Below are 21,566 nucleotides of genomic sequence, written 5' to 3'. Positions count from 1 at the left end.
TCAATCGGTTACCAGTATCCGAGGAGTTTCCACCACAGGCTGCCAACGATAATCCAGATAACCAGGTTGACGATACTCATCACCAGACCGGTTTTCCACCATTCACCGAGTGTGGTGTAACCGGAACCGAAAATAATCGGCGCAGTGCCGGTACCGTAATGCGTCAGTGACATCATCAGCGAGGAGGAAAACGCCAGGGTCAGCCCGAGCAGCATCGGCGGTGCGCCGAGTGCCAGCCCTGCGGCATAAAACGCGGCAAACATGGCGGTGATATGCGCCGTGGTGCTGGCAAAAAAGTAGTGGGAATAGACATAGAACAACACAAGCAGCAGCATCCCGCCGGTCCAGCCGATCCCGAGATGATCAATACCGCCGCCGACCGTCAGGGAGACCCAGGTTATCAGCCCGAGTTTGCCGAGGAACGATGCCATCATCACCAGTGCGGCGAACCAGACTACCGTATCCCACGCCCCTTTGTTTTTCAGCACATCATCCCAGCTCAGCACACCGGTGCACAACAGGGCGGCAAGGCCGATAAAGGCAGCGGTGGTCGGGTTCACATTATGTTCACTGCCGAACAGCCAGCCCGGAACACCGGCCCACAATGCCAGCAGCAGGATAAAGACCCCGAGTGTGATTTTTTCCGGCAGGGAAACCGGGCCGAGTTCGCGGAGCCGCTCACGGGCAAAATCCGGGGCATCCGGGGTGGCAGTGATCTCTGGTTTATACAGAAAATAGATCACCAGCGGCATGGTGATCAGTGAGATCAGTGCCGGTAAAAACGCGGCCACAGCCCACATCGACCAGCTCAGTTCCGCCCCTGTTCCTGCTTCCTGCATAATCAGTGACACAATCAGCGGGTTAGGTGCGGTAGCGGTGATAAACATGGCGGACGTGATAGGGTTGGTATTGTAATTCACCAGCGCCAGATAACGGCCGATTTTTCCGCTGGTGCCGTCATCGGCTTTTGAACCGAAGCTGTCTGCGATAGAGCGCATAATCGGGTGGATGATCCCGCCGCCGCGTGCGGTATTACTGGGCGTAACCGGTGCCAGCACGGTTTCGGCGATCGCCAGGGAATAAGCGATACCCAGCGTTTTCTTCCCGAACAGGGAAATAAAATAATATCCGATACGTGCGCCGAGCCCGGTTTTATTCAGGCTGAGGGAGACCATAATAGAGACCCCGATAAGCCAGATAAGCTCATTGGAAAAGCCGCTCAGGGCATCAGCGAGCGCGGCTTTCGCGGAGCCGGGATTGGTCACACCGGTCAGGGCGACAAGGGCTATCGCCACCATGGAGACCGCCCCGATTGGCATTGCTTTACCGATAATCGCGGCAATGGTGCCGACAAACAGTGCAAGCAGATGCCAGGCATTCGGATCAACACCATCGGGTACCGGAACAGCAAACCAGATAATACAGGTAATAAGAACTGCAATTAAGGAAGGAACAGGTTTCAGCGGAGTCAGTTTATTCATAGGTCCGTCCGTGGTAATTGTATTTAACTGCCGGAGGGTGACGTATTTATACTGAGTAATGAAGGTATAGTATATTACAACCGGTAAATAACCGTGCTTTGATTTAGTGACCGTAATCAATATTATGTCAGATGCCGGTTATTTTTATGTAACAGAACATAACCGGCATTAACAGGGAGAAAAGTGAAGGGAATTAAAGTACCGGAATATAATAATCCACACACAGATGCGCCGGCGGATTATCCGTTATCGCTTCAGTACGGGTATATTTTTCAATATCCAGACCCGGACGGCGGCATAATCCGAGTTGTGGTAACGCGTATAAATACACATTGAAGGTAAAGTCCCGGTAATCACGGAATAAGCCGTCAAAATGGAATTTTGCATATTTTCCGCGGTTAATCACCGCCGGTGTTAATGCGTTTTCCTGTACAATAAAGGCCGGGTCATCCACCCCGATATGGTAGCCGATAGCAATACAATCCGGTTGATCCGATGTTCTGTCATAGGCGGTGCGGACATAACAGTACGGAAGGTCCGGTGACACCAGACGGATAAAATCCCGCCAGAATGTCGTGCGGATCTCTTCATGCAGATGGCCGATTTCATCCAGCGGTGACTGATAGTGATAGCCTTTTTCCATAACAGGGATCTCGTCCAGCATAATAATGTCCGGCTGCGGCAGCGGCGGCATTTCCAGCTGTACCGGCGGTTGCAGCGTTGTCAGATCCCAGTTGGGGTTGCGGCGGTATTCTGTCGGGGTCATATTAAAGACCGCCTTAAAACGGCGGGCAAAAGATTGCTGGGAATCAAACTGATACTTTAGTGCGATATCGCCGATGTTTTGTGTGGTCAGCCGTAATTCGGTGGCGGCTTTTGTCAGACGGCGGCGGCGGATATAGCCTGCCAGCGTCATATCGGTAAACCGTTTAAAAATCCGCTGAAAATACCATTTGGTATAGCCGGAACGTTCAGCCACCACATCCAGTTGCAGTGACTTATCCAGGTTATGCTCAATCCACAAAATAATGTCTTTTATCACGCTGAGATAAAAGGCATTGTCATCCTGTTCTTTATCGGTGACCGGTACGGAATCAACGGATTCCGTGACAGTGTTATCATGTTTAAGCATAAGGATTTCCGTTTATTGGCACCCAAAAAATACTGTGATACGATTACATACTGATAGTATGTAACAGGGCATTTTTACCATGAACACACTGACCAGGCAACAGGAAAATTCAGCACGGACGCGGCAGGCATTACTGATTTCGGCACACGGACTTTTTATTGAAAAAGGCTATCAGTCCGTTTCGATTGATGAAATTGCCCGTGATGCACGGGTCACAAAAGGGGCATTTTATCACCACTTTAAAAGTAAAAGTGACCTGCTGCTGCACTGCTATGAAATACAGTTACAGAAAATCAGTGCTGCTCTGGATAATATTGAACCGCTGGCGGATAAATGGGAAGAGCTGCAGTGTGTTGTCCGCAGTTTTATGAATTATCTGGAACAGCATTACCGGGAGCTGATTCCGGTTCAGGAAGTGATGCCGGTCGCCGGGTGGTATGAATTTGAGGATATTAACCGGCGCTATATCAGCAGCAGGGTGGATAATATTATCAGTCAGCTGAAAGCAGAGCAGACAATTAAAGAGTATGACTCTTATCTGTTATGCAGTCTGATCCACGGTTTTATGATGCATATTACCCTGAATATCAAAAGTCTCGCGGAATTCCCCGGTTTTAAAGATGATTTCACCGAAATTTATAATAACTTCCTGCAGACACTGAAAAAAACATCCTGACGGAATACGTCCGCTGACATGATGTCAGCGGGCGGATAAAAACCGGGTAATGGCAGGAACCAGTTCCGGGTGCAGCGCCAGCGCCGGGTTATTGTAACTGCCGATGGCCGCCGCACAATCAGCAGGGGTCGCTTTCAGAACGTGATTCATGGTTGCTATCTCCGCATACTGATTATCCGGTGCGGAACGGATAAGCCGTTCGCCGTTTTCCGGAGGGATTTGACAGTCATAGCCACCCTGAATAATCAGCCCCGGAACGGTCACTTTTGCCAGCTCTTCTGCCGGGTCATACTGCATCCACACCATAAAATAGCGCTGTAATTCCGGGGCAAACAGAATATTGAGAGACGGCGGCACATTCTCCGTGGTTTTCTCTGCTTTCAGCCGGTCGATCACATCGTTGATATAGGTCAGCGCCTCCGGCGGGAATGGCTGAGCACGCATTTGTTTTTTCAGGATAATATCGATGGTATATCCCGCAGGTGAAACCAGGATAATCCCCGCCGGTTTATGCTGCTGTGCCATAAGGGTGGCAAATAACGCCCCTTCGCTGTGACCGAGCAGATACACCGGGGTGTCCGGATAGCGCTTTTGCAGAAACTCAAACCACGCCTGATAATCCCGCAGATAACCGGCAAAGGTGATATCTGCCGGGTTAACGGCTGCCGCACCGGCTCCTGTTCCGGCTTTGTCGGTCCGCAGTGTGATATACCCGGCATCACTCAGGGCATCGCCCAGCATCCGCAGATTATCGGTCTGACTGCCCGGGCTGTTACCGTCACGATCCACCGGGCCGGAACCGGCAATAAACAGGATGGCACCTTTCGGTGTGCCGTTTTCCGGCAGTGTCAGTGTGCCGTTAAGGCCGTTTATTTCAGCCGGGATATTTTTCCCGGCGGCAGCCGTTTGCAATGAAATAAAAAGAATCAGCAGGGCGGTAAAACAATGGCGTAAAACAGCAGTCACGGTAATATCCGGTATCATAATATGAATAAAAAAAACATATCACTGAACCGGGGATTGTCATACAGAAATATTGCCGGGGTACACATAATGCGCGGTAACATTACCGGATGACGAATAGTTAAAGATTAATAACGAATTAACATAATCTGCTTTTTTGTAATAGCGGGTTTTGTGATAACAATAATGCAGATTGGTGATAATAAAAAAGAAACGTCGGAAAATACATGTTATTCCCCGGCCGTATAAATCATCATTCTGTTATTTTCCGGCTTTGCCTGATTATTGTGTTTTGCTGCCCCGGCGTTTGCCGGTAATTTATCCTATGCCGGGTAAATAAGGATTGATAACATCGGGGCTGTGTTCAGAACAATATGATGAGACCGATGATGAAAACCGCAATAAAACTAAGTGTATTAGGTTCTGCCGTATTATTAATGGCTGCCTGTGACAGTCTGGATCCGGACAGCACGAAAAATGAATTCTGGTACAGCAACCCGACTGACACCACACTGACCTTTAAAGTGGATGACAAAGAATACACCACCGAGCCGGGTACCGCCGCGAAACTGACATTATCACCGGGTATGCACAGCATTGAGAATGCAAAGGGTGAGAAACAGAATTTTATGGTGTATGACAATAACAGCGGCGGCATTATTAACCCGGATAATCACGTCTATTATATGCTGTCTGAGATCTATGCGGTGGAAGGGCAGAGCGATCGCTTTAAACCGGCGCTGTATGATGTCACCATTAACGGCCATGATTTGCAGATGCCGGTACGCAGCAGCAATGCCACCCTGATTGACCACAATCTGTTTAATTGCAGTTACCCTGTCGGTACGGCGTTCCCGGCAGAGATTACCACCAGTAACCGCCAGTCTGTCGGCAATATTAAAACCAAGTGTTTTGATAAAGCAGAACTGGTGGCCTATATCGAATCGGATTACGGCGAAAAATTACAGCCGGTTGCGCCGGGTGATGAGCTGAAAGACTCGGTGAATATGACCTTCGATTACACCATTCCGGAGCCGCAGTTCAAAGATGCTGAAACGCAGAAGCAGGCCCTGAAATTAACCGGGCTGCTGAAACAGATTAAAGAATCGGATAATCCGGATATTCATGACGACCTGAAGAAAGAGATCCACCAGACCATGATGGATCTGGTGTCTGCTTCTGCCGGGTCCGCGTCATCCAATACGGTGGCGGAAAATGAATACTACAATACCTTTATCACACAGACTGGTAATTTCAGCGGTTTTGGTATTCAGCCGAAATAAGTGTTTTTCACCGGAGATGTTAAGGGCGGCATGTGATGCCGCCCTTTTTATTAATTTTTTTTATGAAAAATAATGCATTGCTGGTTTTATCAGCAACAAAAAATTAAACAATAAAGAGAGGGACATCAAATAAAAAAAGAGTATGATTTCAGGAGAGCCGTATTTTTCATCTGAAAACCGGCCGGTAGTATAAAAAAACAACATCAGGGTTAATCTGATGTAAATAATGGTTTAAAACACACTTTATTGCGTAACATCTGTTACGGAATCCTTTATCTGCAACAAAGTAATGGCGGAATAATGTACGGTCCGCCCGGTAAAATAACACATCACTATGTCAATAGCGGTGTATTTTATTGTTCATTTTGTTAAAGGCAGATGTCAGTTTTGTTCTGAACTCCCTCACTTTCTGCTCATGATTTTTTCTGCGGCTGTCAGGCTCAGAAGAAATTAATCAGATTTTTTAAAGTCTCCGGGGGATTAAGTACATCAGCATTATGGAGATAGTATGAAGTCAAGAAGTTTAACGACCTGGATTGTGGCTGCGTTATTTATCGGGGTGATTGTCGGCTTTGCGCTGAACAAACTGGCCACGCCCGGGTTTAATCAGCAATATTCCGCTGATATCTCAGTGGTGACAGATATTTTCCTGCGACTCATTAAAATGATTATCGCACCGCTGATCATCTCCACGCTGGTAGTGGGTATTGCGAAAATGGGGGATGCGCGGACACTCGGCCGGGTTTTCTCCAAGACGTTGTTTTTGTTTGTCTGCGCTTCTTTTATTTCCATCACACTCGGGCTGGTGATTGTTAACCTGCTTAAACCGGGTGCGGGAATTAACTTTGTGGCACCGGCGGATACGGTGGTGGACAATGTGGCGACCGCCGCGTTTTCGGTGAAAAACTTTATCGCCCATCTGATCCCGACCAGTATCGTTGATGCCATGGCCCGTAATGAGATTTTGCAGATCGTTGTTTTCTCTATTTTTATGGGGATAGCGCTTTCCGCAATCGGTGAGAAAGGCAGACCGATTCTGACACTGCTGGAGTCCGTCGTCAGCCTGATGCTGAAACTGACCGGCTATGTCATGTTGTTCGCCCCGCTGACGGTGTTTGCCGCCATTTCCGGTATGATCGCCGAGCGCGGGCTGGTGGTGCTGCTGGAAGCCGGTATTTTTATGGGTGAATTCTACCTGACACTGGCAACATTATGGCTGGTGTTAATCGGTCTGGCGGTTCTGATCACCGGGCGCTGTATTCTGCGGCTGACCAAAGGGATCACCGAACCGGCACTGCTGGCATTTACCACCTCCAGTTCCGAAGCGGCGTTCCCGGGCACACTGAAACAGCTCGAGCAGTTTGGTGTCTCCAATAAAATCGCCAGCTTTGTACTGCCGATTGGCTATTCCTTTAACCTCGTCGGCTCCATGGCATACTGCTCTTTCGCGGTTATCTTTATCGCCCAGGCCTGTAATATTGAGATTTCCATGGGGGATCAGATTACGATGCTGCTGATCCTGATGCTGACATCCAAAGGTATGGCCGGTGTACCGCGTGCCTCGCTGGTGGTGATTGCCGCCACACTGACACAGTTTAATATTCCGGAAGCCGGGTTAATTTTGCTGATGGGCGTCGATCCGTTCCTCGATATGGGCCGTTCCGCGACCAACGTGATGAGTAACGCCATGGGCGCCGCGATTGTCGGACGCTGGGAAGGCGAGCATTACGGGGAAGGTTGTCACGGAAAACCGCCGGTAACGGTTGTTGATATGGCAGAGCCGGAGTTGCTGAAAAAAGCAGGCTGAAGAACCTATTCTATGTATAAAAAAACACAGGTGCGGGTTTTCACCTGTGTTTTTTATATCTGACGTTTGTATCTCATGACCCGCTTAACACTTTTACATTTTCATTGATCTGTATTTCCGTATTAAGATCTCATTTTTTATAAAATAAACTTTAGGTTTTTATTTTATAAATTTAATTCAATCATCAAATGTAACGATAATATGTTATTTTATCATTTTAAAATCGTTAATTAATGGTTTATCTGATTGTTTTAACATTGATTTTTTAATTATGTGGCAGTGGTGTGATACCGGTCTGTTCCTTCATGAAATTCACCAACTTCTTCATTTTAATCATTTGTTTTCGTGCACAATAAGCCACCATAATCGGGGCAGATAATTTTATTTTTAAATTGTGAGTCAATAGGTTCTTCATTTTTCTGATTTAATACGAGTGAATATAATGACAAATAAAACTTTTGAGTATCAGGAGCCATTCCCGTTATCGGAAGATAAAACGGACTATTATTTGCTGAGCAGGGAGCATGTTTCCACGGCGACATTTGAAGGCCGTGAGATGCTTAAGGTTGAACCTGAAGCGCTGACGCTGATTGCTCAGCAGGCCGTGCATGATGCTTCCTATTTCCTCCGTCCGGCACATCAGAAACAGGTGGCGCAGATTTTAAGCGATCCTGACGCCAGCGAAAACGACAAATATGTCGCGCTGCAACTGCTGCGCAATGCGGAAATCTCTGCCAAAGGGGTTCTGCCGAACTGTCAGGATACCGGTACCGCGACTATCGTGGCGAAAAAAGGCCAGCAGGTGTGGACCGGCGTCAATGATGCGGAATGCTTATCCCGTGGTATCTACAACACATTTCAGCGTGAGAACCTGCGTTATTCACAGAACGCGGCGCTGGATATGTACACGGAAGTGAATACCGGCACTAACTTACCGGCACAGATTGATATCCTGGCCACCGAAGGCGCGGAATATCACTTCCTGTTTATCAACAAAGGCGGCGGCTCTGCCAACAAAACCGCGCTGTATCAGGAAACCAAAGCGATTCTGGAACATGATCGCCTGAAAGCGTTCCTGATCGACAAAATGAAGTATCTCGGCACGACTGCCTGCCCGCCGTACCATATTGCGTTCTGTATCGGCGGCACCTCACCGGAAATGAACCTGAAAACGGTGAAACTGGCATCGACCAAATATTATGACAATCTGCCGGATACCGGTAATGCGCTGGGACGCGCCTTCCGCGATCGTGAGCTGGAGCAGGAACTGCTGGAAGCCACCCGTGAGTTCGGTTTCGGTGCGCAGTTCGGCGGTAAATATTTTGCCCACGATATCCGTGTGATCCGCCTGCCGCGTCACGGCGGTTCCTGCCCGATTGGTCTGGCACTGTCCTGTTCGTCTGACCGTAACATTAAAGGGAAGATAACCAAAGACGGGATCTGGCTGGAGAAACTGGAATACAATCCGGCAAGTTACATTCCGGAATCCATGCGCAAAGAGAATGAAAGCGACATGGTCAGCATCGATCTGAACCGGCCGATGGCAGAAATCCTGAAAGAACTGAGCAAATATCCGGTCTCCACCCGTGTCTCTCTCAGCGGCCCGCTTATCATTGCCCGTGATATCGCGCATATGAAACTGAAAGAGCGTCTGGACAGCGGACAGGGATTACCGCAGTATTTCAAAGATCATATGGTGTACTATGCGGGTCCGGCGAAAAAACCGGAAGACCTGGTCTCCGGCTCCCTCGGCCCGACCACCGGTAACCGGATGGATCCGTATGTGGACTTGTTCCAGTCGCAGGGCGGCAGTATGCTGATGCTGGCAAAAGGAAACCGCAGTCAGGCGGTGACCGATTCCTGTAAAGCACACGGTGGCTTCTATCTGGGCAGCATCGGCGGTTCTGCGGCGATTCTGGCTCAGGAATATGTGAAGAGCCTGGACATTCTGGAATACCCTGAACTGGGTATGGAAGCCGTCTGGAAAATGGAAGTGGAAGGGCTCCCGGCCTTTATCCTGGTGGATGATAAAGGGAACAACTTCTTCGAACAGGTTCAGACGAAAAAATGTGAGAAATGCGTGGCAGGCCAGCCTGCCTGAGCCAACACTTTCCCTGAGGAGTTTGCATGAGCGACGAACGTTATCAACAACGGCAACAGAAACTGAAAGAGCATGTCGACGGGCGCGTTGCCGCGGCTCAGAAGACCGGCGGGGTCCTGATGGTCTTCACCGGTAACGGGAAAGGGAAATCGACAGCGGCCTTTGGTACCGCGACACGCGCCGCCGGACACGGTATGAAAGTCGGTGTGGTGCAGTTTATCAAAGGCCAGTGGGAGTGCGGCGAGCGCAATGTGCTGGAAAAACTGGGGGTTGAATTTCATATTATGGCCACCGGTTTTACCTGGAACACGCAGGATAAAGAAGGCGACACCAAAGCAGCACAGGAAGTATGGCAGTTCGGTAAAGCAATGTTACAGGATCCGTCTTATGACCTCGTGGTGCTGGATGAACTGACTTACATGGTGCGCTATGGCTATATTGATCTGGATGAGATTATCAGTTACCTGAAAAACCGTCCTGAAAACCAGAGCGTAATTATTACCGGCCGGGGATGTCACCGTGATATCACGGATCTGGCAGACACCGTCAGTGAACTGCGTCCGGTTAAACACGCATTTGACAGCGGTATTCAGGCACAGAAAGGGATCGACTGGTAATTCATTTCGTAAATACAATCCTGCTGTCACAATCGCTCCGTTGATACGGGGCGATTTTTTTTGCCGGTAAAGCGGTGTTATCGCGGTTTTTCAGAATAGACTGCTGGTGCCGGATAAACCTGTATTGATATTTTCAAAGGCAGGAGATATACCCTGTAAAAAACGGAAACGAATATAATGAAATTAAAGACACTCTCTGCTCTCGCGGTATCTGTTGTTGTTCTGGCCGGTTGCCAGAATATGAATTACGACTCGCTGGCGCAGTCCGGTGGTCAGTTATTTCAGGCCGCAACCCTGACCGATGCGGATATGGTGAAACTGACTGACGGCGCCTGTAAAGAGATGGATGCCCAAAACAAGGTTGCACCGGCATCAAGCCAATATACTGCCCGTATGAACAAAATTGCCAAATCATTGGGCTCTGACGTTAACGGCACCAAAGTGAATTACAAAGTGTATATGACCAATGAGCCGAATGCCTGGGCGATGGCGAACGGCTGTGTCCGTGTTTACAGCGGCCTGATGGACATGATGAATGACAATGAAATCGAAGGTGTTCTCGGGCATGAATTAGGACATGTCGATCTTGGCCATACTAAGAAAGCCATGCAGGTGGCTTATGCTGCTGTGGCGGCAAAAACCGCAGCAGGTTCAGCGGGGGGGATTGCATCCCAGCTGAGTAATTCTCAGTTTGCTGATATGGGGGTAAAACTGGTGAATGCCCAGTTCTCTCAGCATCAGGAAACGGAGGCCGACAATTACTCTTATGATTTGCTGAAGAAACGCGGCATTTCCACTGAAGGTCTGGCCACCAGTTTTGAAAAACTCGCGAAAATGGATAAAGGGCAGAACAGCATGTTTGATTCTCACCCGCCGACCACAGAGCGCGCAGAGAATATCCGTAAGCGGATCGCGGAAGATAAAAAGTAATTATTCCTCATAATAAAGACGTGATACCTTTTGGTATCACGTCTTCACAAAATCAGATTCCGGTTAATCATAAATATCGCCGCGCCAGCCAACTTTTACTATTAAAACAACAAGTTCATCATCAATAATATCATATATGGTACGGATATCACCCATCCGGTAACGATAGCGGTTACTTGTTCCCTGCATTGATTTTATATTAGGTCCTGAACGCGGACTCTCTTTTAAAAGAACTAATTTATTTAACAGCCGCTTCCGGTATACATTATCCAGTTTTTTTAATTCTTTTTCAGCTTTCGGGGAGAATTTAACGTTATACATTATTTATTCTCCTCTAATAGCTGCTCCAGCGTTTTAAAATTTTTGATACTTTGTCTGGTAAAACTCAGCCTTTCCATTTCGGCCTGCTCTGCCAGTTTTTTATCAATTTCGTTATCGTTGCGTTCATCCGTAAACTCAGGGTTATCCATTGTTATTCCTTTAATAGATCATCCAGTGATATTGTGTCTGAATCATGGCTGTAACTGACAGCACTATCTTCAGCATCTTCAATTTCGTTTATCTTATTAATGATAAACTGATAAAGTTTGGGTTGGATTATGACACCCGCTAACTCATTATTATCATCATAAATAAGGATATCCTCACCTTCTGATAAATCCGGATTTTTTATCATTGAAATGATGTTTTGATTAAAATCGTTTATGCTGACTTTCATGTTTGCCTCGTAAAATAATGTGATATGAGATAAGTATATCAGATTGTCAGTTTGGCAATGAAATAAATAATGATAAAAACAGGCTTGTACATAATTTATCTGCGCGGGTAATATAGCAGGCGATATATGACGGGTTCAAATATATCTTTTTGTGAAGTATTTATATTTATTTATTTATTTATTTATTTTGATATTATATTTTTATATTAAAAAACAGAGGTGACGTATTGTTATCCGGATAATGCAGACAACAAAAAGCACGCCCTCTGTATCAACAGAGGACGTATTGATTAAGACAAAATCAGTTCTTTTTCCCGTGATTTCTCATGGATCCAGTCACTGAATTTCCGCAGATTGAGTGATCCTTTTTTGTCCTCTTTATAAGTAAGGACAAAGCGGTTACCGGTACTCATCGGCAGGTCGCACGGGATCACCAGATCACCGTTTTCCAGATCTTTCTGGATAGCAAAACGCGGCAGCAGCGCCACACCGAGATTTGAGCGGATAGCGGAGATCAGCATCGACAGCAGATCAAAGCGCGGACCGACCCGGGTTTTCGGATTGTGAATGCCGGAGAGCTGGAACCAGTCACTCCAGGCATCGAGGCGGGTGGTCTGGTGCAGCAGAGTAAACTCTTCCAGCACCTGGCTGGTGGTGAGTTTGATACTGTCATCGCGCCACAGCATGCGGCTGCACACCGGCACCAGTTCTTCCTCGAACAGATATTCAAAATCCGGCCACGGATTACAGAAATCCTCGCGCATGATCGCCGCATCGTATTTCAGACTGGTAAAGTCCGCCGGAGTAGTTAATGCGCTGATACTTAAGGCGATTTCCGGATGTTTTTCACGGAAGCTCTGTAAATTCGGGATCAGCCAGTGTGTGCTGAAGGTCGGTGTTACTGCCAGTTCAAACAACTGCTGTGATGACTGCCAGGACATAATATCCCGGGTGTCTTTCTCCAGCTTATCCAGCGTGTCATGCACCAGTCCGAGGTAATGTTTTCCGGCATCACTGAGGAAAATGCGTTTGCGGACGTGATGAAACAGCGACACATTCAGAAATTCTTCCAGCGCGGCAATCTGACGGAAAACTGCACTCTGGGTCAGTGATAACTCTTCCGCTGCCCGGGTGTAGCTCTCATACTGTGCAACAGCTTCGAAGGTGATCAGTAAATCCGTTTTCGGGATCTTCTTTCGCATGGCGTTTTACTCCCTAAAAATATAATCCATTTTACCGGGTGGGGGATGGCGGCAGAGTGAAACCACTCCCGGCCTGATGCCCCATATGACAATACATGCTGCATGCGGCATTAATCACGGACATGGCTAATGCCGCGCCGCTGCCTTCACCCAGCCGGAGATCCAAATATAAGAAAGGTTTCAGACCGAGCTGCTCAAGCGCGATACCCGCGCCTTTCTCGGCGGAAAAGTGGGACGGGATCAGATAGTCCCGGACAGCAGGGGCCAGACGGCAGGCTGCGATAGCGCAGGCGTAAGATAAAAAGCCGTCGAGCACGACGGGAATACCGCAGACGGCAGCACCCAGAATGACACCGGTCATGCCGGTCAGATCATACCCGCCGACTTTGGCGAGCACATCAATGGCATCTGCCGGATCCGGCTTGTTCACCGCGATAGCCTGTCTGACGATCGCTTCTTTGTGCGAGACTCGATCCAGCGGCAGATTGGCACCGATACCGACGGTATCATGCGGATCAAGCCCGCACAGGACACTGATCATTGCAGACGCCGGGGTGGTATTGGCGATCCCCAGTTCCCCGGTGCCGACAACGCGGATCCCGGCGGCAACCCGCTGTTTTACCAGCTCAGCACTGGCGATCAGCAGATGCTCCGCATCGGCGTAAGACATTGCCGGGCCTTTGGCGATATTGCCGCAGCCGCGTGCCAGTTTCAGGGAAATCATGTCATCGATAGGATCGCAGTCAATGCCGATATCCACCGGCAGCACGCTGGTGCCGTTGCTGCGGGCAACCGCGCAGACACCGGTCAGCTGTTTCTGGATATTGCGCGCCTGAATAGCAGTGACTTCCTGCGGGGTGACAGCGACACCTTCTGCAAATACGCCGTGATCCGCGCACATCACAATAATTTCTTTCGGCAGATTATCCGGATGGTCAATCCCCGGCATGCCGGCAAGATGCACCGCCAGATCTTCCAGGCGTCCGAGACTGCGCGGCGGCTTGGCTAACCCGTTGATATGCTGCTCTGCCGCCTGCATGGCCGCGTGATCCAGAGGCGGGATCGCACGGATCAGGTCTTTCAGTGTTGTCATTGTTTTTATGCTCACATTCTGTTTTTATAATCAAACAACAGGCGTAAAACGTGATCGCCCGTTAAACACAGCTAACGTCATAAATCCGTCGCGGCATTCCGTCACACTGTAACTGTCCTGTTCACAGGGGAATTGCCACATGGCCTCTGCGGGCAGGCCGAACCAGCGGGTGATGATAAGCCCGAGCACGCCCTTGTGGGCGACAATCAGCCGGGTTGCCGGGGTTTCTGATGCCTCCCGGCGCAGTTCATCTGCCAGCGCCTGAACCCGCGCCGCAAACTGCGGAAACGGCTCGCCGCCGGTCGGCGCGGCATGCAGCCAGTCCTTCATCCAGGTCTCCCAGTCCGCCGGGTAACGGGCGGCAATCTCACGGTAATGCTGCATTTCCCACTCCCCGAAGTGCATTTCATTGAGGCGCGGGTCACAGCGATAGTGATGAGTTTCCGGGGCGCGGATGTATTCCGCTGTCTGTCTTGCCCGCTGTAATTCACTGATTAGTATCGTATCTATATGAATATCATGCAGATAAGCAGCCACGGCGGCTGCCTGGCGGTGGCCGTGTTCTGTCAGCGGCAAATCGGTGCTGCCGTAGAACAGGCCGTCTTTGTTCCCGGCGGTTTCCCCGTGGCGGATAAGAATAAAGCGGCTGATACTCATCCGCTTACACCCAGAACAGGGCGAGCAGGAAGATGATTTCCCCGCACTCTTCAGCGGCACCGAGTGTGTCCCCGGTTTGTCCGCCAAGGTGATGGCGGAAATAGCGCCCCAGCCCGTAAATCATAAAGGCGGTGATAATCAGTGCGCCGAGGGCTTTCATCCCGCCTGCAACCGTGACAATCACCGCGCCGGTGACAAGGGTGATGACAAACTGGCGCAGAGTGATACGACCGATATAAATATTGCCCATCCCTTCCCCCTCGCGGGCGTAGCGCTGGTTGTACATCACCAGTGACATACAGGTGCGGCCTACGACCGGAGCGCAAATCAGCAGTCCGGCGGCGGTCAGAGACAGGGAAGAGGCGGCGAGAAGCTCATACGCGGCAGCAGATTTTGCCATCAGGGCAAAAATCAGTGCCAGACAGCCATGTGTACCGATGCGGCTGTCGCGCATGATCTCCAGCATTCTTTCGCGTTTGCGGGCGGAAAAAATGCCGTCACAGGTATCTGCCAGGCCATCGAGGTGAAAACCGCCGGTGATCAGGATCAGTCCCAGTACATAGCCCAGCGCGGCGATCAGCGGACTGTGAGTCGCCTGCGCAATCCACACCGTCAGCAGTGTTGCAATGATCCCGGCAATCAGTCCGACCACCGGAAAAAACGGCACACCGCGCCCGTACTGCTGAAACTCCGTACCTTCACTCCAGCGCTGCGGCACCGGAATCCGGGTAATAAACTGGAGTGTCGCCCACAGGTATTTCAGGTTCATTTGATCTGAACTCCGATCCCGGAGACCACCAGCCAGACCTGTTCGGCCTGACGGGCGAGTTTTTGGTTAATACGTCCGGCGATATCGACAAAATGACGTGCCAGCCGGTTTTCCGGTGTGATGCTCATGCCCAGTTCGTTGGTAACGATATACACCGGGCACTCACTCTCTTTGCAGGCGTCAATAATATGGTCGATTTCGCTGTTGATGCCGATCTCCAGCTTGGCATAATCCAGCGTGTCCGGATCCGCGCCGCCCGAGGCATCATAAAGCAGGTTGGCAATCAGCGTGGTGATACATTCCAGCATCACCCCTTCGCCCGGTTTGCGTTCATAGCGGATAGCATGGGCAATGTTTTTAAAGCCTTCCCATGTGCGCCAGTGCTGCGGGCGATCGGCCTTATGACGCGCCACGCGGGCGGCCATTTCGTCATCTGTTATCACCGAGGTGGCGATATAGAGCGCACTGTGACAGCGGTTATCCACCAGTTCTTCAGCAAAACTGCTTTTACCGCTGCGGGCGCCGCCGGTGATTAAAATCATGCTGTTTTCTCCTTATGCGCACGCATCAGACGGCCGATTTCATTAATATTGAGGTGTTCCCGCATCTGCTGCGCCAGAATATTAAACTGCTGTTCTTTATGCAGTGCATAGTCAAACGTGCTTTCCGGCAGCGGCTCCAACCCTTTCTTTTTCCGCAGTTGATTGAGCAGCGGACGGGTGAAATTGTTGCGGTCAAAAATGCCGTGCAGATAAGAGCCCATCACACTGCCGTCCGGGCTGACCGCGCCATCAGCATGGTTGCACGGCTCGCGGTTTTTCTCATGCATCTGTGCAAACGGGATGGCATCCGCGCCGGTTTCGGACACGCCCATGTGGATCTCATAGCCGCTGATCGGTTCGCCCTGACAGGCAGACCAAATTCCCGGCAGTGAATGACAAACAGTACCGGCGGTTTGGGTGGTATTTTTTTCCGGAGAGAAGCGGGTGGTGATATCGAGCAGCCCCAGTCCCGGCAGATCGGATAATCCGGATTCGACATCATCATAAATATGTTTACCGAGGATCTGATAGCCGCCGCAGATCCCGGCAACCGGTGTGCCCTGTGCATGGCGGGTGAGAATGGCTTTATCCATTCCTTTCTGGCGCAGCCACAGCAGGTCTCCGAGGGTGTTCTTACTGCCGGGGATAATCAGCAGATCCGGTTCACCGACCAGCAGCGGATCAGATTCATAACGCAGACGGACATCCGGCTGGGCGGCAAGGGCATTGAAATCGGTGAAATTGGCAATGTGCGGCAGCTGAACCACCACAATATCCAGCACTTCTTCGGTTTTGCCGTCATATTTGCCGACCTGTAATGCGACGCCGTCCTCATCTTCCAGATCCACATCCAGCCACGGCAGTACGCCGAGCACCGGAACGTGAGTCAGATCTTCGATTTGTTTAATGCCCGGCATCAGCAGTGCGACATCACCGCGGAATTTATTGATGATCACGCCGATCACCCTGGCGCGTTCGTCATCGGTCAGCAGGGCGAGTGTGCCGTAAATCGAGGCGAACACACCGCCGCGATCGATATCCGCCACCAGGATCACCGGGGCGTCTATCATTTCCGCCATGCCCATATTCACAATGTCGCCGTCGCGCAGATTGATCTCCGCCGGGCTGCCCGCGCCTTCCAGCACAATGATGTCGTGCTCAGAAGCCAGGTCATTGTAAACATCACGGATCATGGCTTTCAGCTGCGGTTTGTAGCGGTGATACTCCGCCGCATCCATATTCTGCGCGACTTTCCCCATCAGGATAACCTGGGATTTGCGGTCAGAGGTCGGTTTGAGCAGAACCGGGTTCATGCGCACATCCGGTTCAATACCGGCGGCTTCCGCCTGAAAGATCTGCGCGCGGCCCATCTCTTTGCCGTCACGGGTGATCCCCGAGTTCAGTGCCATATTCTGTGATTTGAACGGCGCACAGTGATGCCCGTCCTGAGAAAAAATCCGGCAGAATCCGGCGACTAATACACTTTTTCCGACATCGGAAGCCGTACCCTGGATCATCAGTGAAAATGTCATGCCATTACCTCGTGTGTTCCGGCGGCGGGAGTTGTCTGCTGCTGCAATTGTGCAAACAGCGCCTGTTCAGTTTTGCACAGCGGCAGTCCGGTTTCGCAGTGGAGTTTGACCAGCCACGGCTGTTCCAGCCCGGCGGCGGTGATCATCTCTTTTTGCAGGAAAACAGATTCCGGCGTGCCGTGGCCGCACACCTCGCCGTGCGACATCACGTAAATACCATCACAGACCTGATAAATCAGATCAATGTCATGGCTGGAAATCACGATGTGTTTACCGGCGGCGGCAATACGGGCCAGCAGATCAATCATCTGCTGGCGTCCGGCGGGATCCAGCCCCGCAGTCGGTTCATCGAGCAGCAGATAGTCTGACTGCATCACCAGCGCCCCGGCAATTGCCACGCGTTTTTTCTGCCCGAAACTCAGGTGCTGCACCGGTTTGTCGCGGAAGGCGAGCGCATCCACCAGCCGCAGTGCCTCATCGGTGCGGCGTTTGATCTCATCCTCTTCCACCCCGAGATTGCGCAGGGCAAACGCGATATCACTGTCCACATCCGTATAGAAAATCTGCATATCCGGATCCTGAAAAACGGTCACCACATGCTGACGCAATTCCAGCAGGGATTTTTTGTCGTATTTCAGTGGATTACCGCGCCAGAGTACCTGACCGCCCTGTGGCTTCAGAATACCGGACAGGTTCATAAACAAAGTGGATTTCCCGCAGCCGTTGGCACCGATAATACCGGTGATCTGAGACGCGCCGAAATCCATCGTCAGGTTTTTCAGGATATTATCGTCCTGATAGCGGAATGTGAGACCACTGACCGATAATTGCGGGTGATGATTCATAGGTGGAAATCTCCCTGATAGAGCTTCACATTCAGTGCGACGGACATTTGCTGATAGCGCATCATCACGCGGGAAAACAGCATGGTGACCAGCATCGCCAGTGAGCGGTAGCCGGTGCGCAGGTTGCGGTAGCCGAAGCGCAGGGATTGTGCGTGATAAATAGTGGCGGCTTCTTCCAGAAAGATAAAGATAAAGCGCCAGGTCAGCAGAATCTGCTCAATCAGCACCAGCGGCAGACGGCCGCGTTTCATCAGTTTAATCAACTGTTCAAACGGCATATTGAGCATAAACCAGAAGGTGGCAGCGAGAGCTGCCATGCTGCGCCAGAAGGTCTGATTGGCGGTTGCCAGACCGGCGGGATCAAGACCCACCCAGTACTGACCAATCTGAATACCCCACAGCAGACTGTCCGGTGTGCGGGAAAAGGAGATAATAATGGCCACCAGACCCACCGCCAGAAAACTGAACGGGATCAGCAGCCATTTCAGATAGCGGAGCGGCGATACCCGCAGTAACCAGCAGGTAAACGCCGCAATACACAGTAATAAAGCCGCCTGGCCTGCCGGCGGCAGGCTCATTGCCAGAACCATCATCACAACCCAGAAAGCGAATTTCGCTACCGGATCGCGCTGACGCCAGCGGCTTTGATAACTCAGCGCATCAAGGCTTTGCATTTTTCCGGCCGCTGCGGTAGTAACCGAGCACGTAGAAAATCACCGCAGTGCCCAGACAGCCCTGTAATGTGAACAGCAGACTTTCGATTTCACCACTGGCCGGTTCATACAGAGACTCAAACCAGGGTTCATAATCCGGCGCGATAGCGAGGATCTGCTGCTCTGCCTGATCATCTGAGCCGCCGTATTCACCGCCATGATCGATAAAAAACGGGATGATAAAAATCGCAACAGTCAGAAACAGTAAAATCAGTGTCTTTTTCATGCCCGCACCTCGTTACTCACCAGATTACGTTTCACCAGCTGATCATAAACCAGTACCGTCAGCAGACCTTCCGCAATCGCAATCGGTACCTGGGTCAGACAGAAGATACCCATGAATTTCAGGATCGCCGCACCCATCCCCATCTGCGGATCCGGGAAAGCAACCCCGAGCTGCACCGAGGTGACAAAATAGGTGGTTAAATCCGCTATCACCGCGACAAGGAAGACGCAGATATCCTTACGCCAGCCCAGTTTAGTGGTGAAACGCCAGACCAGATAACCGACGATCGGTCCGATAACCGCCATCGACATACCGTTGGCACCGAGGGTGGTCAGGCCGCCGTGTGCCAGCAGTAATGCCTGGAACAGCAGCACGATGGAGCCGAGCACCGCCACCACGGATGGCCCGAACAGGATCACCGCCAGCGCCACCCCGGTAGGGTGAGAACAACTGCCGGTCACTGACGGGATCTTCAGTGCGGAAAGCACAAAGATAAAGGCACCGCACAGCGCCAGCAGAACTTTCTGGTTGGCATCTTCCTGAACAATCGCTTTAAGGCGGACAATCCCCGCACCGAGGAACGGCAGGAAAATCAGCCACCAGGCAATCGCCCACATCGGCGGTAAAAAGCCCTCCATGATATGCATGGCAAAGGCTTCCTGGGGTGCAATCATCAGCAGAATTGTGACGGCGGCACCGGTTAACGAGAACTGCGTGAGTTTCTGTTGCATAACAACCTCACCGAATTATTTCCGGGTTTTATTAATTAATACCGTTGAGAAATAAGGCAGTGTCTGTTCGTCGTCGATCTCATCCAGGCGTCGCCAGCACTGTTCAGTTTCCAGTGTGGCATCGGCCATCAGGATGGCGTGATCAAAGAGATCATGGCGGCGGAGCAGATCGCGTACCTGTTGTAAACGACCATAGACTTTCATTAACACAATGCATTCATGATGCGTGATCGCATGCTCCAGCTCTTCAGGAGATGCGGTACACGACATGACAGCAAGGCTCTGGTTTTCCATTGCCAGCGGGACAACGGCCCGGGACGCGATAGCTGCAAACGAGGTCACGCCCGGAATCACTTCCAGCCATGGCTGATTGCCGATACGCTCCAGCAGGGAAACCCAGGTACTGAACAGCATGGAATCGCCCAGGGTGATAAAGCCGACTTTTTTACCGTCAGCCACATCGTCCTGAATCGCTTTCGCGACGTCATCCCAGACTGCTTCTTTCGCTTCCTGTGAGGCTTTCATCAGGAAGTGATAGGTTTTCACCGTGGTGTTACCGGTGATATACGGGGTGACAATGGTATGTGCCAGGCTCGGGGCATCTTTTTTACCGGCCGGGGCATACAGGATATCCAGCTCACTGATAATCCGTGCGCCGCGCACCGTGATAAGGTCACTGGCACCGGGACCGGTGCCGATAGCGTAAAGTCTGCCCTGTGGTTTTTCTGTTTGCTGACTCATGTGCGGATATTACTCCCCGTTATCCATTGTCTGCGCCAGGTGTTCGACAAACATCTGACGGATCATATTGTTCTCACCCATGCCCTGTAACCACGCGGTTGCCTCGATCCCGGCCTGTTCCAGTTGTGTTTTCCAGGAATCTTCTTCATCGGAGGCCATATCATTGATGGCATGGTCACCGGCGACCAGCATCAGCGGCATCAGGTGGACTTTGCGGACGTTTTCGGCTTTCAGACCTTTAATAATCAGGTCGATTTCCGGATAGCTTTCCACCGCGCCGACACGGGCCGGGAAGCCGCTGTTGGTCATCATGTGATCCAGACAGGCATAAGCGGAGAAGGCGTGGTGAGTGGCACCGTGACCCATAAAGACCACGCGCTCATCTTCTTTCAGTTCCGGCATCTGGGAGTGCAGGGCATCAATCAGGAGGGAATAATCCTCAAAACTGCTCAGCAGCGGTTTGCCCACGCGCAGATAGCGGAAGAACGGACGGTATTTTTCGACCTGGCTGACGATCTTTTCGTACTCATCCCCGTTAATCACATGCAGTGACTGGATAGCCACATCCTCATAACCCTGCTCATGCAGATGGCGTAATGCCTCTTCCGGGTTACTGATATGCAGGTTATCGCGCTCTTTTAACCTGCGGATAATCATGCCGGAGGTGAAGGCGCGGAAAAAATCACGGCCGGGGAACGCTGCCGCAAGCTGCTTTTCACCGCTTTCGATATTTTTTTCACGGGTTTCCGCGTAACTGGTGCCGAAACTAATCACTAATAACGCTTTTTTCATCTCATAACCTCAGTA

24 protein-coding genes are annotated in these 21,566 nt (G+C 50.8%); 6 read left to right on the top strand and 18 right to left on the bottom strand.

The genetic code is table 11. The annotated features are described in order from the left end of the window. Nucleotides 1-8: 8 nt before the first annotated feature. Both N7387_RS00775 and N7387_RS00770 read right to left on the bottom strand, forming a co-directional pair. Nucleotides 9-1,481 carry a DASS family sodium-coupled anion symporter gene (locus tag N7387_RS00775; RefSeq protein WP_274370398.1) on the bottom strand — a complete coding sequence of 491 codons (1,473 nt, stop codon included), beginning with the start codon at nucleotides 1,479-1,481 and terminating at the stop codon, nucleotides 9-11. A 193-nt stretch (nucleotides 1,482-1,674) separates the two neighbouring features. Beyond that, nucleotides 1,675-2,613 carry a helix-turn-helix domain-containing protein gene (locus N7387_RS00770; RefSeq protein ID WP_262861403.1) on the bottom strand — a complete coding sequence of 313 codons (939 nt, stop codon included), beginning with the start codon at nucleotides 2,611-2,613 and terminating at the stop codon, nucleotides 1,675-1,677. A gap of 79 nt (nucleotides 2,614-2,692) precedes the next feature. On the opposite strand from N7387_RS00770, the gene N7387_RS00765 reads away from it, so the two are divergent. Then, nucleotides 2,693-3,289 carry a TetR/AcrR family transcriptional regulator gene (locus N7387_RS00765; RefSeq protein ID WP_262864387.1) on the top strand — a complete coding sequence of 199 codons (597 nt, stop codon included), beginning with the start codon at nucleotides 2,693-2,695 and terminating at the stop codon, nucleotides 3,287-3,289. Nucleotides 3,290-3,313: 24 nt separating this feature from the next. Here the strand turns inward: N7387_RS00765 and N7387_RS00760 are convergent, their stop codons facing one another. After that, nucleotides 3,314-4,255 carry an alpha/beta fold hydrolase gene (locus tag N7387_RS00760; RefSeq protein ID WP_279796120.1) on the bottom strand — a complete coding sequence of 314 codons (942 nt, stop codon included), beginning with the start codon at nucleotides 4,253-4,255 and terminating at the stop codon, nucleotides 3,314-3,316. A gap of 386 nt (nucleotides 4,256-4,641) precedes the next feature. Between N7387_RS00760 and N7387_RS00755 the strand changes: the two genes are divergently transcribed. The 5 genes from N7387_RS00755 (at nucleotide 4,642) to N7387_RS00735 (ending at nucleotide 10,990) form a co-directional block, all read left to right on the top strand. Further along, entirely contained in the window at nucleotides 4,642-5,535 is an 894-nt protein-coding gene (locus tag N7387_RS00755; RefSeq protein WP_274370478.1) for a hypothetical protein, read from the top strand. Nucleotides 5,536-6,043: 508 nt separating this feature from the next. Beyond that, nucleotides 6,044-7,342 (top strand): dicarboxylate/amino acid:cation symporter, encoded by a 1,299-nt coding sequence (locus N7387_RS00750; RefSeq protein ID WP_279796119.1) that lies wholly within the window; start codon nucleotides 6,044-6,046, stop codon nucleotides 7,340-7,342. A gap of 442 nt (nucleotides 7,343-7,784) precedes the next feature. Then, nucleotides 7,785-9,443, top strand: a complete 1,659-nt coding sequence (locus N7387_RS00745; RefSeq protein ID WP_262860485.1) for a fumarate hydratase — start codon at nucleotides 7,785-7,787, stop codon at nucleotides 9,441-9,443. A gap of 26 nt (nucleotides 9,444-9,469) precedes the next feature. Continuing rightward, complete coding sequence (gene cobO / locus N7387_RS00740; protein ID WP_024472838.1) at nucleotides 9,470-10,060, top strand: cob(I)yrinic acid a,c-diamide adenosyltransferase; 591 nt, start codon at nucleotides 9,470-9,472, stop codon at nucleotides 10,058-10,060. A gap of 177 nt (nucleotides 10,061-10,237) precedes the next feature. After that, a complete protein-coding gene (locus N7387_RS00735; protein ID WP_279796117.1) occupies nucleotides 10,238-10,990 on the top strand; it encodes a M48 family metalloprotease in 753 nt (250 codons plus the stop codon). Nucleotides 10,991-11,053: 63 nt separating this feature from the next. Here N7387_RS00735 and N7387_RS00730 read toward each other — a convergent pair whose 3' ends face one another. The 15 genes from N7387_RS00730 to N7387_RS00660 all read right to left on the bottom strand — a co-directional run bounded on the left by N7387_RS00730 (nucleotide 11,054) and on the right by N7387_RS00660 (nucleotide 21,551). Continuing rightward, complete coding sequence (locus N7387_RS00730; protein WP_279796116.1) at nucleotides 11,054-11,311, bottom strand: type II toxin-antitoxin system RelE/ParE family toxin; 258 nt, start codon at nucleotides 11,309-11,311, stop codon at nucleotides 11,054-11,056. Continuing rightward, nucleotides 11,311-11,460, bottom strand: coding sequence for a hypothetical protein (locus tag N7387_RS00725; RefSeq protein WP_162817250.1), 150 nt, complete (start codon nucleotides 11,458-11,460; stop codon nucleotides 11,311-11,313). Before N7387_RS00725 ends, N7387_RS00730 begins: the two co-directional genes overlap by 1 nt. Nucleotides 11,461-11,462: 2 nt before the next feature. Further along, nucleotides 11,463-11,708, bottom strand: coding sequence for a hypothetical protein (locus N7387_RS00720; RefSeq protein ID WP_262860482.1), 246 nt, complete (start codon nucleotides 11,706-11,708; stop codon nucleotides 11,463-11,465). A 290-nt stretch (nucleotides 11,709-11,998) separates the two neighbouring features. Continuing rightward, complete coding sequence (locus N7387_RS00715) at nucleotides 11,999-12,910, bottom strand: LysR substrate-binding domain-containing protein (protein ID WP_025154349.1); 912 nt, start codon at nucleotides 12,908-12,910, stop codon at nucleotides 11,999-12,001. Nucleotides 12,911-12,941: 31 nt separating this feature from the next. Continuing rightward, nucleotides 12,942-14,003 (bottom strand): nicotinate-nucleotide--dimethylbenzimidazole phosphoribosyltransferase, encoded by a 1,062-nt coding sequence (cobT, locus tag N7387_RS00710; RefSeq protein WP_262860481.1) that lies wholly within the window; start codon nucleotides 14,001-14,003, stop codon nucleotides 12,942-12,944. A gap of 30 nt (nucleotides 14,004-14,033) precedes the next feature. After that, entirely contained in the window at nucleotides 14,034-14,660 is a 627-nt protein-coding gene (gene cobC / locus N7387_RS00705; protein ID WP_279796113.1) for an alpha-ribazole phosphatase, read from the bottom strand. 4 nt (nucleotides 14,661-14,664) lie between these two features. Continuing rightward, a complete protein-coding gene (gene cobS / locus N7387_RS00700) occupies nucleotides 14,665-15,429 on the bottom strand; it encodes an adenosylcobinamide-GDP ribazoletransferase (RefSeq protein ID WP_279796112.1) in 765 nt (254 codons plus the stop codon). Next, a complete protein-coding gene (gene cobU, locus N7387_RS00695; protein WP_045139127.1) occupies nucleotides 15,426-15,971 on the bottom strand; it encodes a bifunctional adenosylcobinamide kinase/adenosylcobinamide-phosphate guanylyltransferase in 546 nt (181 codons plus the stop codon). The genes cobS and cobU overlap by 4 nt, the downstream gene beginning before the upstream one ends. Continuing rightward, nucleotides 15,968-17,503, bottom strand: coding sequence for a cobyric acid synthase (locus N7387_RS00690; RefSeq protein WP_279796110.1), 1,536 nt, complete (start codon nucleotides 17,501-17,503; stop codon nucleotides 15,968-15,970). Before N7387_RS00690 ends, cobU begins: the two co-directional genes overlap by 4 nt. After that, entirely contained in the window at nucleotides 17,500-18,348 is an 849-nt protein-coding gene (locus N7387_RS00685) for an ATP-binding cassette domain-containing protein (protein WP_279796109.1), read from the bottom strand. The genes N7387_RS00690 and N7387_RS00685 overlap by 4 nt, the downstream gene beginning before the upstream one ends. Beyond that, nucleotides 18,345-19,022, bottom strand: coding sequence for an energy-coupling factor ABC transporter transmembrane protein (locus N7387_RS00680; RefSeq protein ID WP_262883317.1), 678 nt, complete (start codon nucleotides 19,020-19,022; stop codon nucleotides 18,345-18,347). Before N7387_RS00680 ends, N7387_RS00685 begins: the two co-directional genes overlap by 4 nt. Further along, complete coding sequence (locus N7387_RS00675; protein WP_024472830.1) at nucleotides 19,009-19,287, bottom strand: energy-coupling factor ABC transporter substrate-binding protein; 279 nt, start codon at nucleotides 19,285-19,287, stop codon at nucleotides 19,009-19,011. The genes N7387_RS00680 and N7387_RS00675 overlap by 14 nt, the downstream gene beginning before the upstream one ends. Next, a complete protein-coding gene (locus N7387_RS00670) occupies nucleotides 19,284-20,018 on the bottom strand; it encodes an energy-coupling factor ABC transporter permease (RefSeq protein WP_274370411.1) in 735 nt (244 codons plus the stop codon). Before N7387_RS00670 ends, N7387_RS00675 begins: the two co-directional genes overlap by 4 nt. 15 nt (nucleotides 20,019-20,033) lie before the next feature. Further along, nucleotides 20,034-20,759: a cobalt-factor II C(20)-methyltransferase gene (locus N7387_RS00665; protein WP_279796108.1), complete on the bottom strand. Its 726-nt coding sequence runs from the start codon at nucleotides 20,757-20,759 to the stop codon at nucleotides 20,034-20,036. A 9-nt stretch (nucleotides 20,760-20,768) separates the two neighbouring features. Beyond that, the gene (locus tag N7387_RS00660; protein WP_279796107.1) at nucleotides 20,769-21,551 is read right to left on the bottom strand and encodes a sirohydrochlorin cobaltochelatase; all 783 of its coding nucleotides are present in this window, start codon (nucleotides 21,549-21,551) and stop codon (nucleotides 20,769-20,771) included. Between the last annotated feature and the right edge of the window lie 15 nt (nucleotides 21,552-21,566).

It is taken from the genome of Morganella sp. GD04133 (assembly GCF_029835375.1).
Classification (GTDB): Bacteria; Pseudomonadota; Gammaproteobacteria; order Enterobacterales; family Enterobacteriaceae; genus Morganella; species Morganella morganii_B.
Note: the sequence above shows the minus strand (reverse complement) of the source record. Positions and strands in the feature narration are given on the sequence as shown.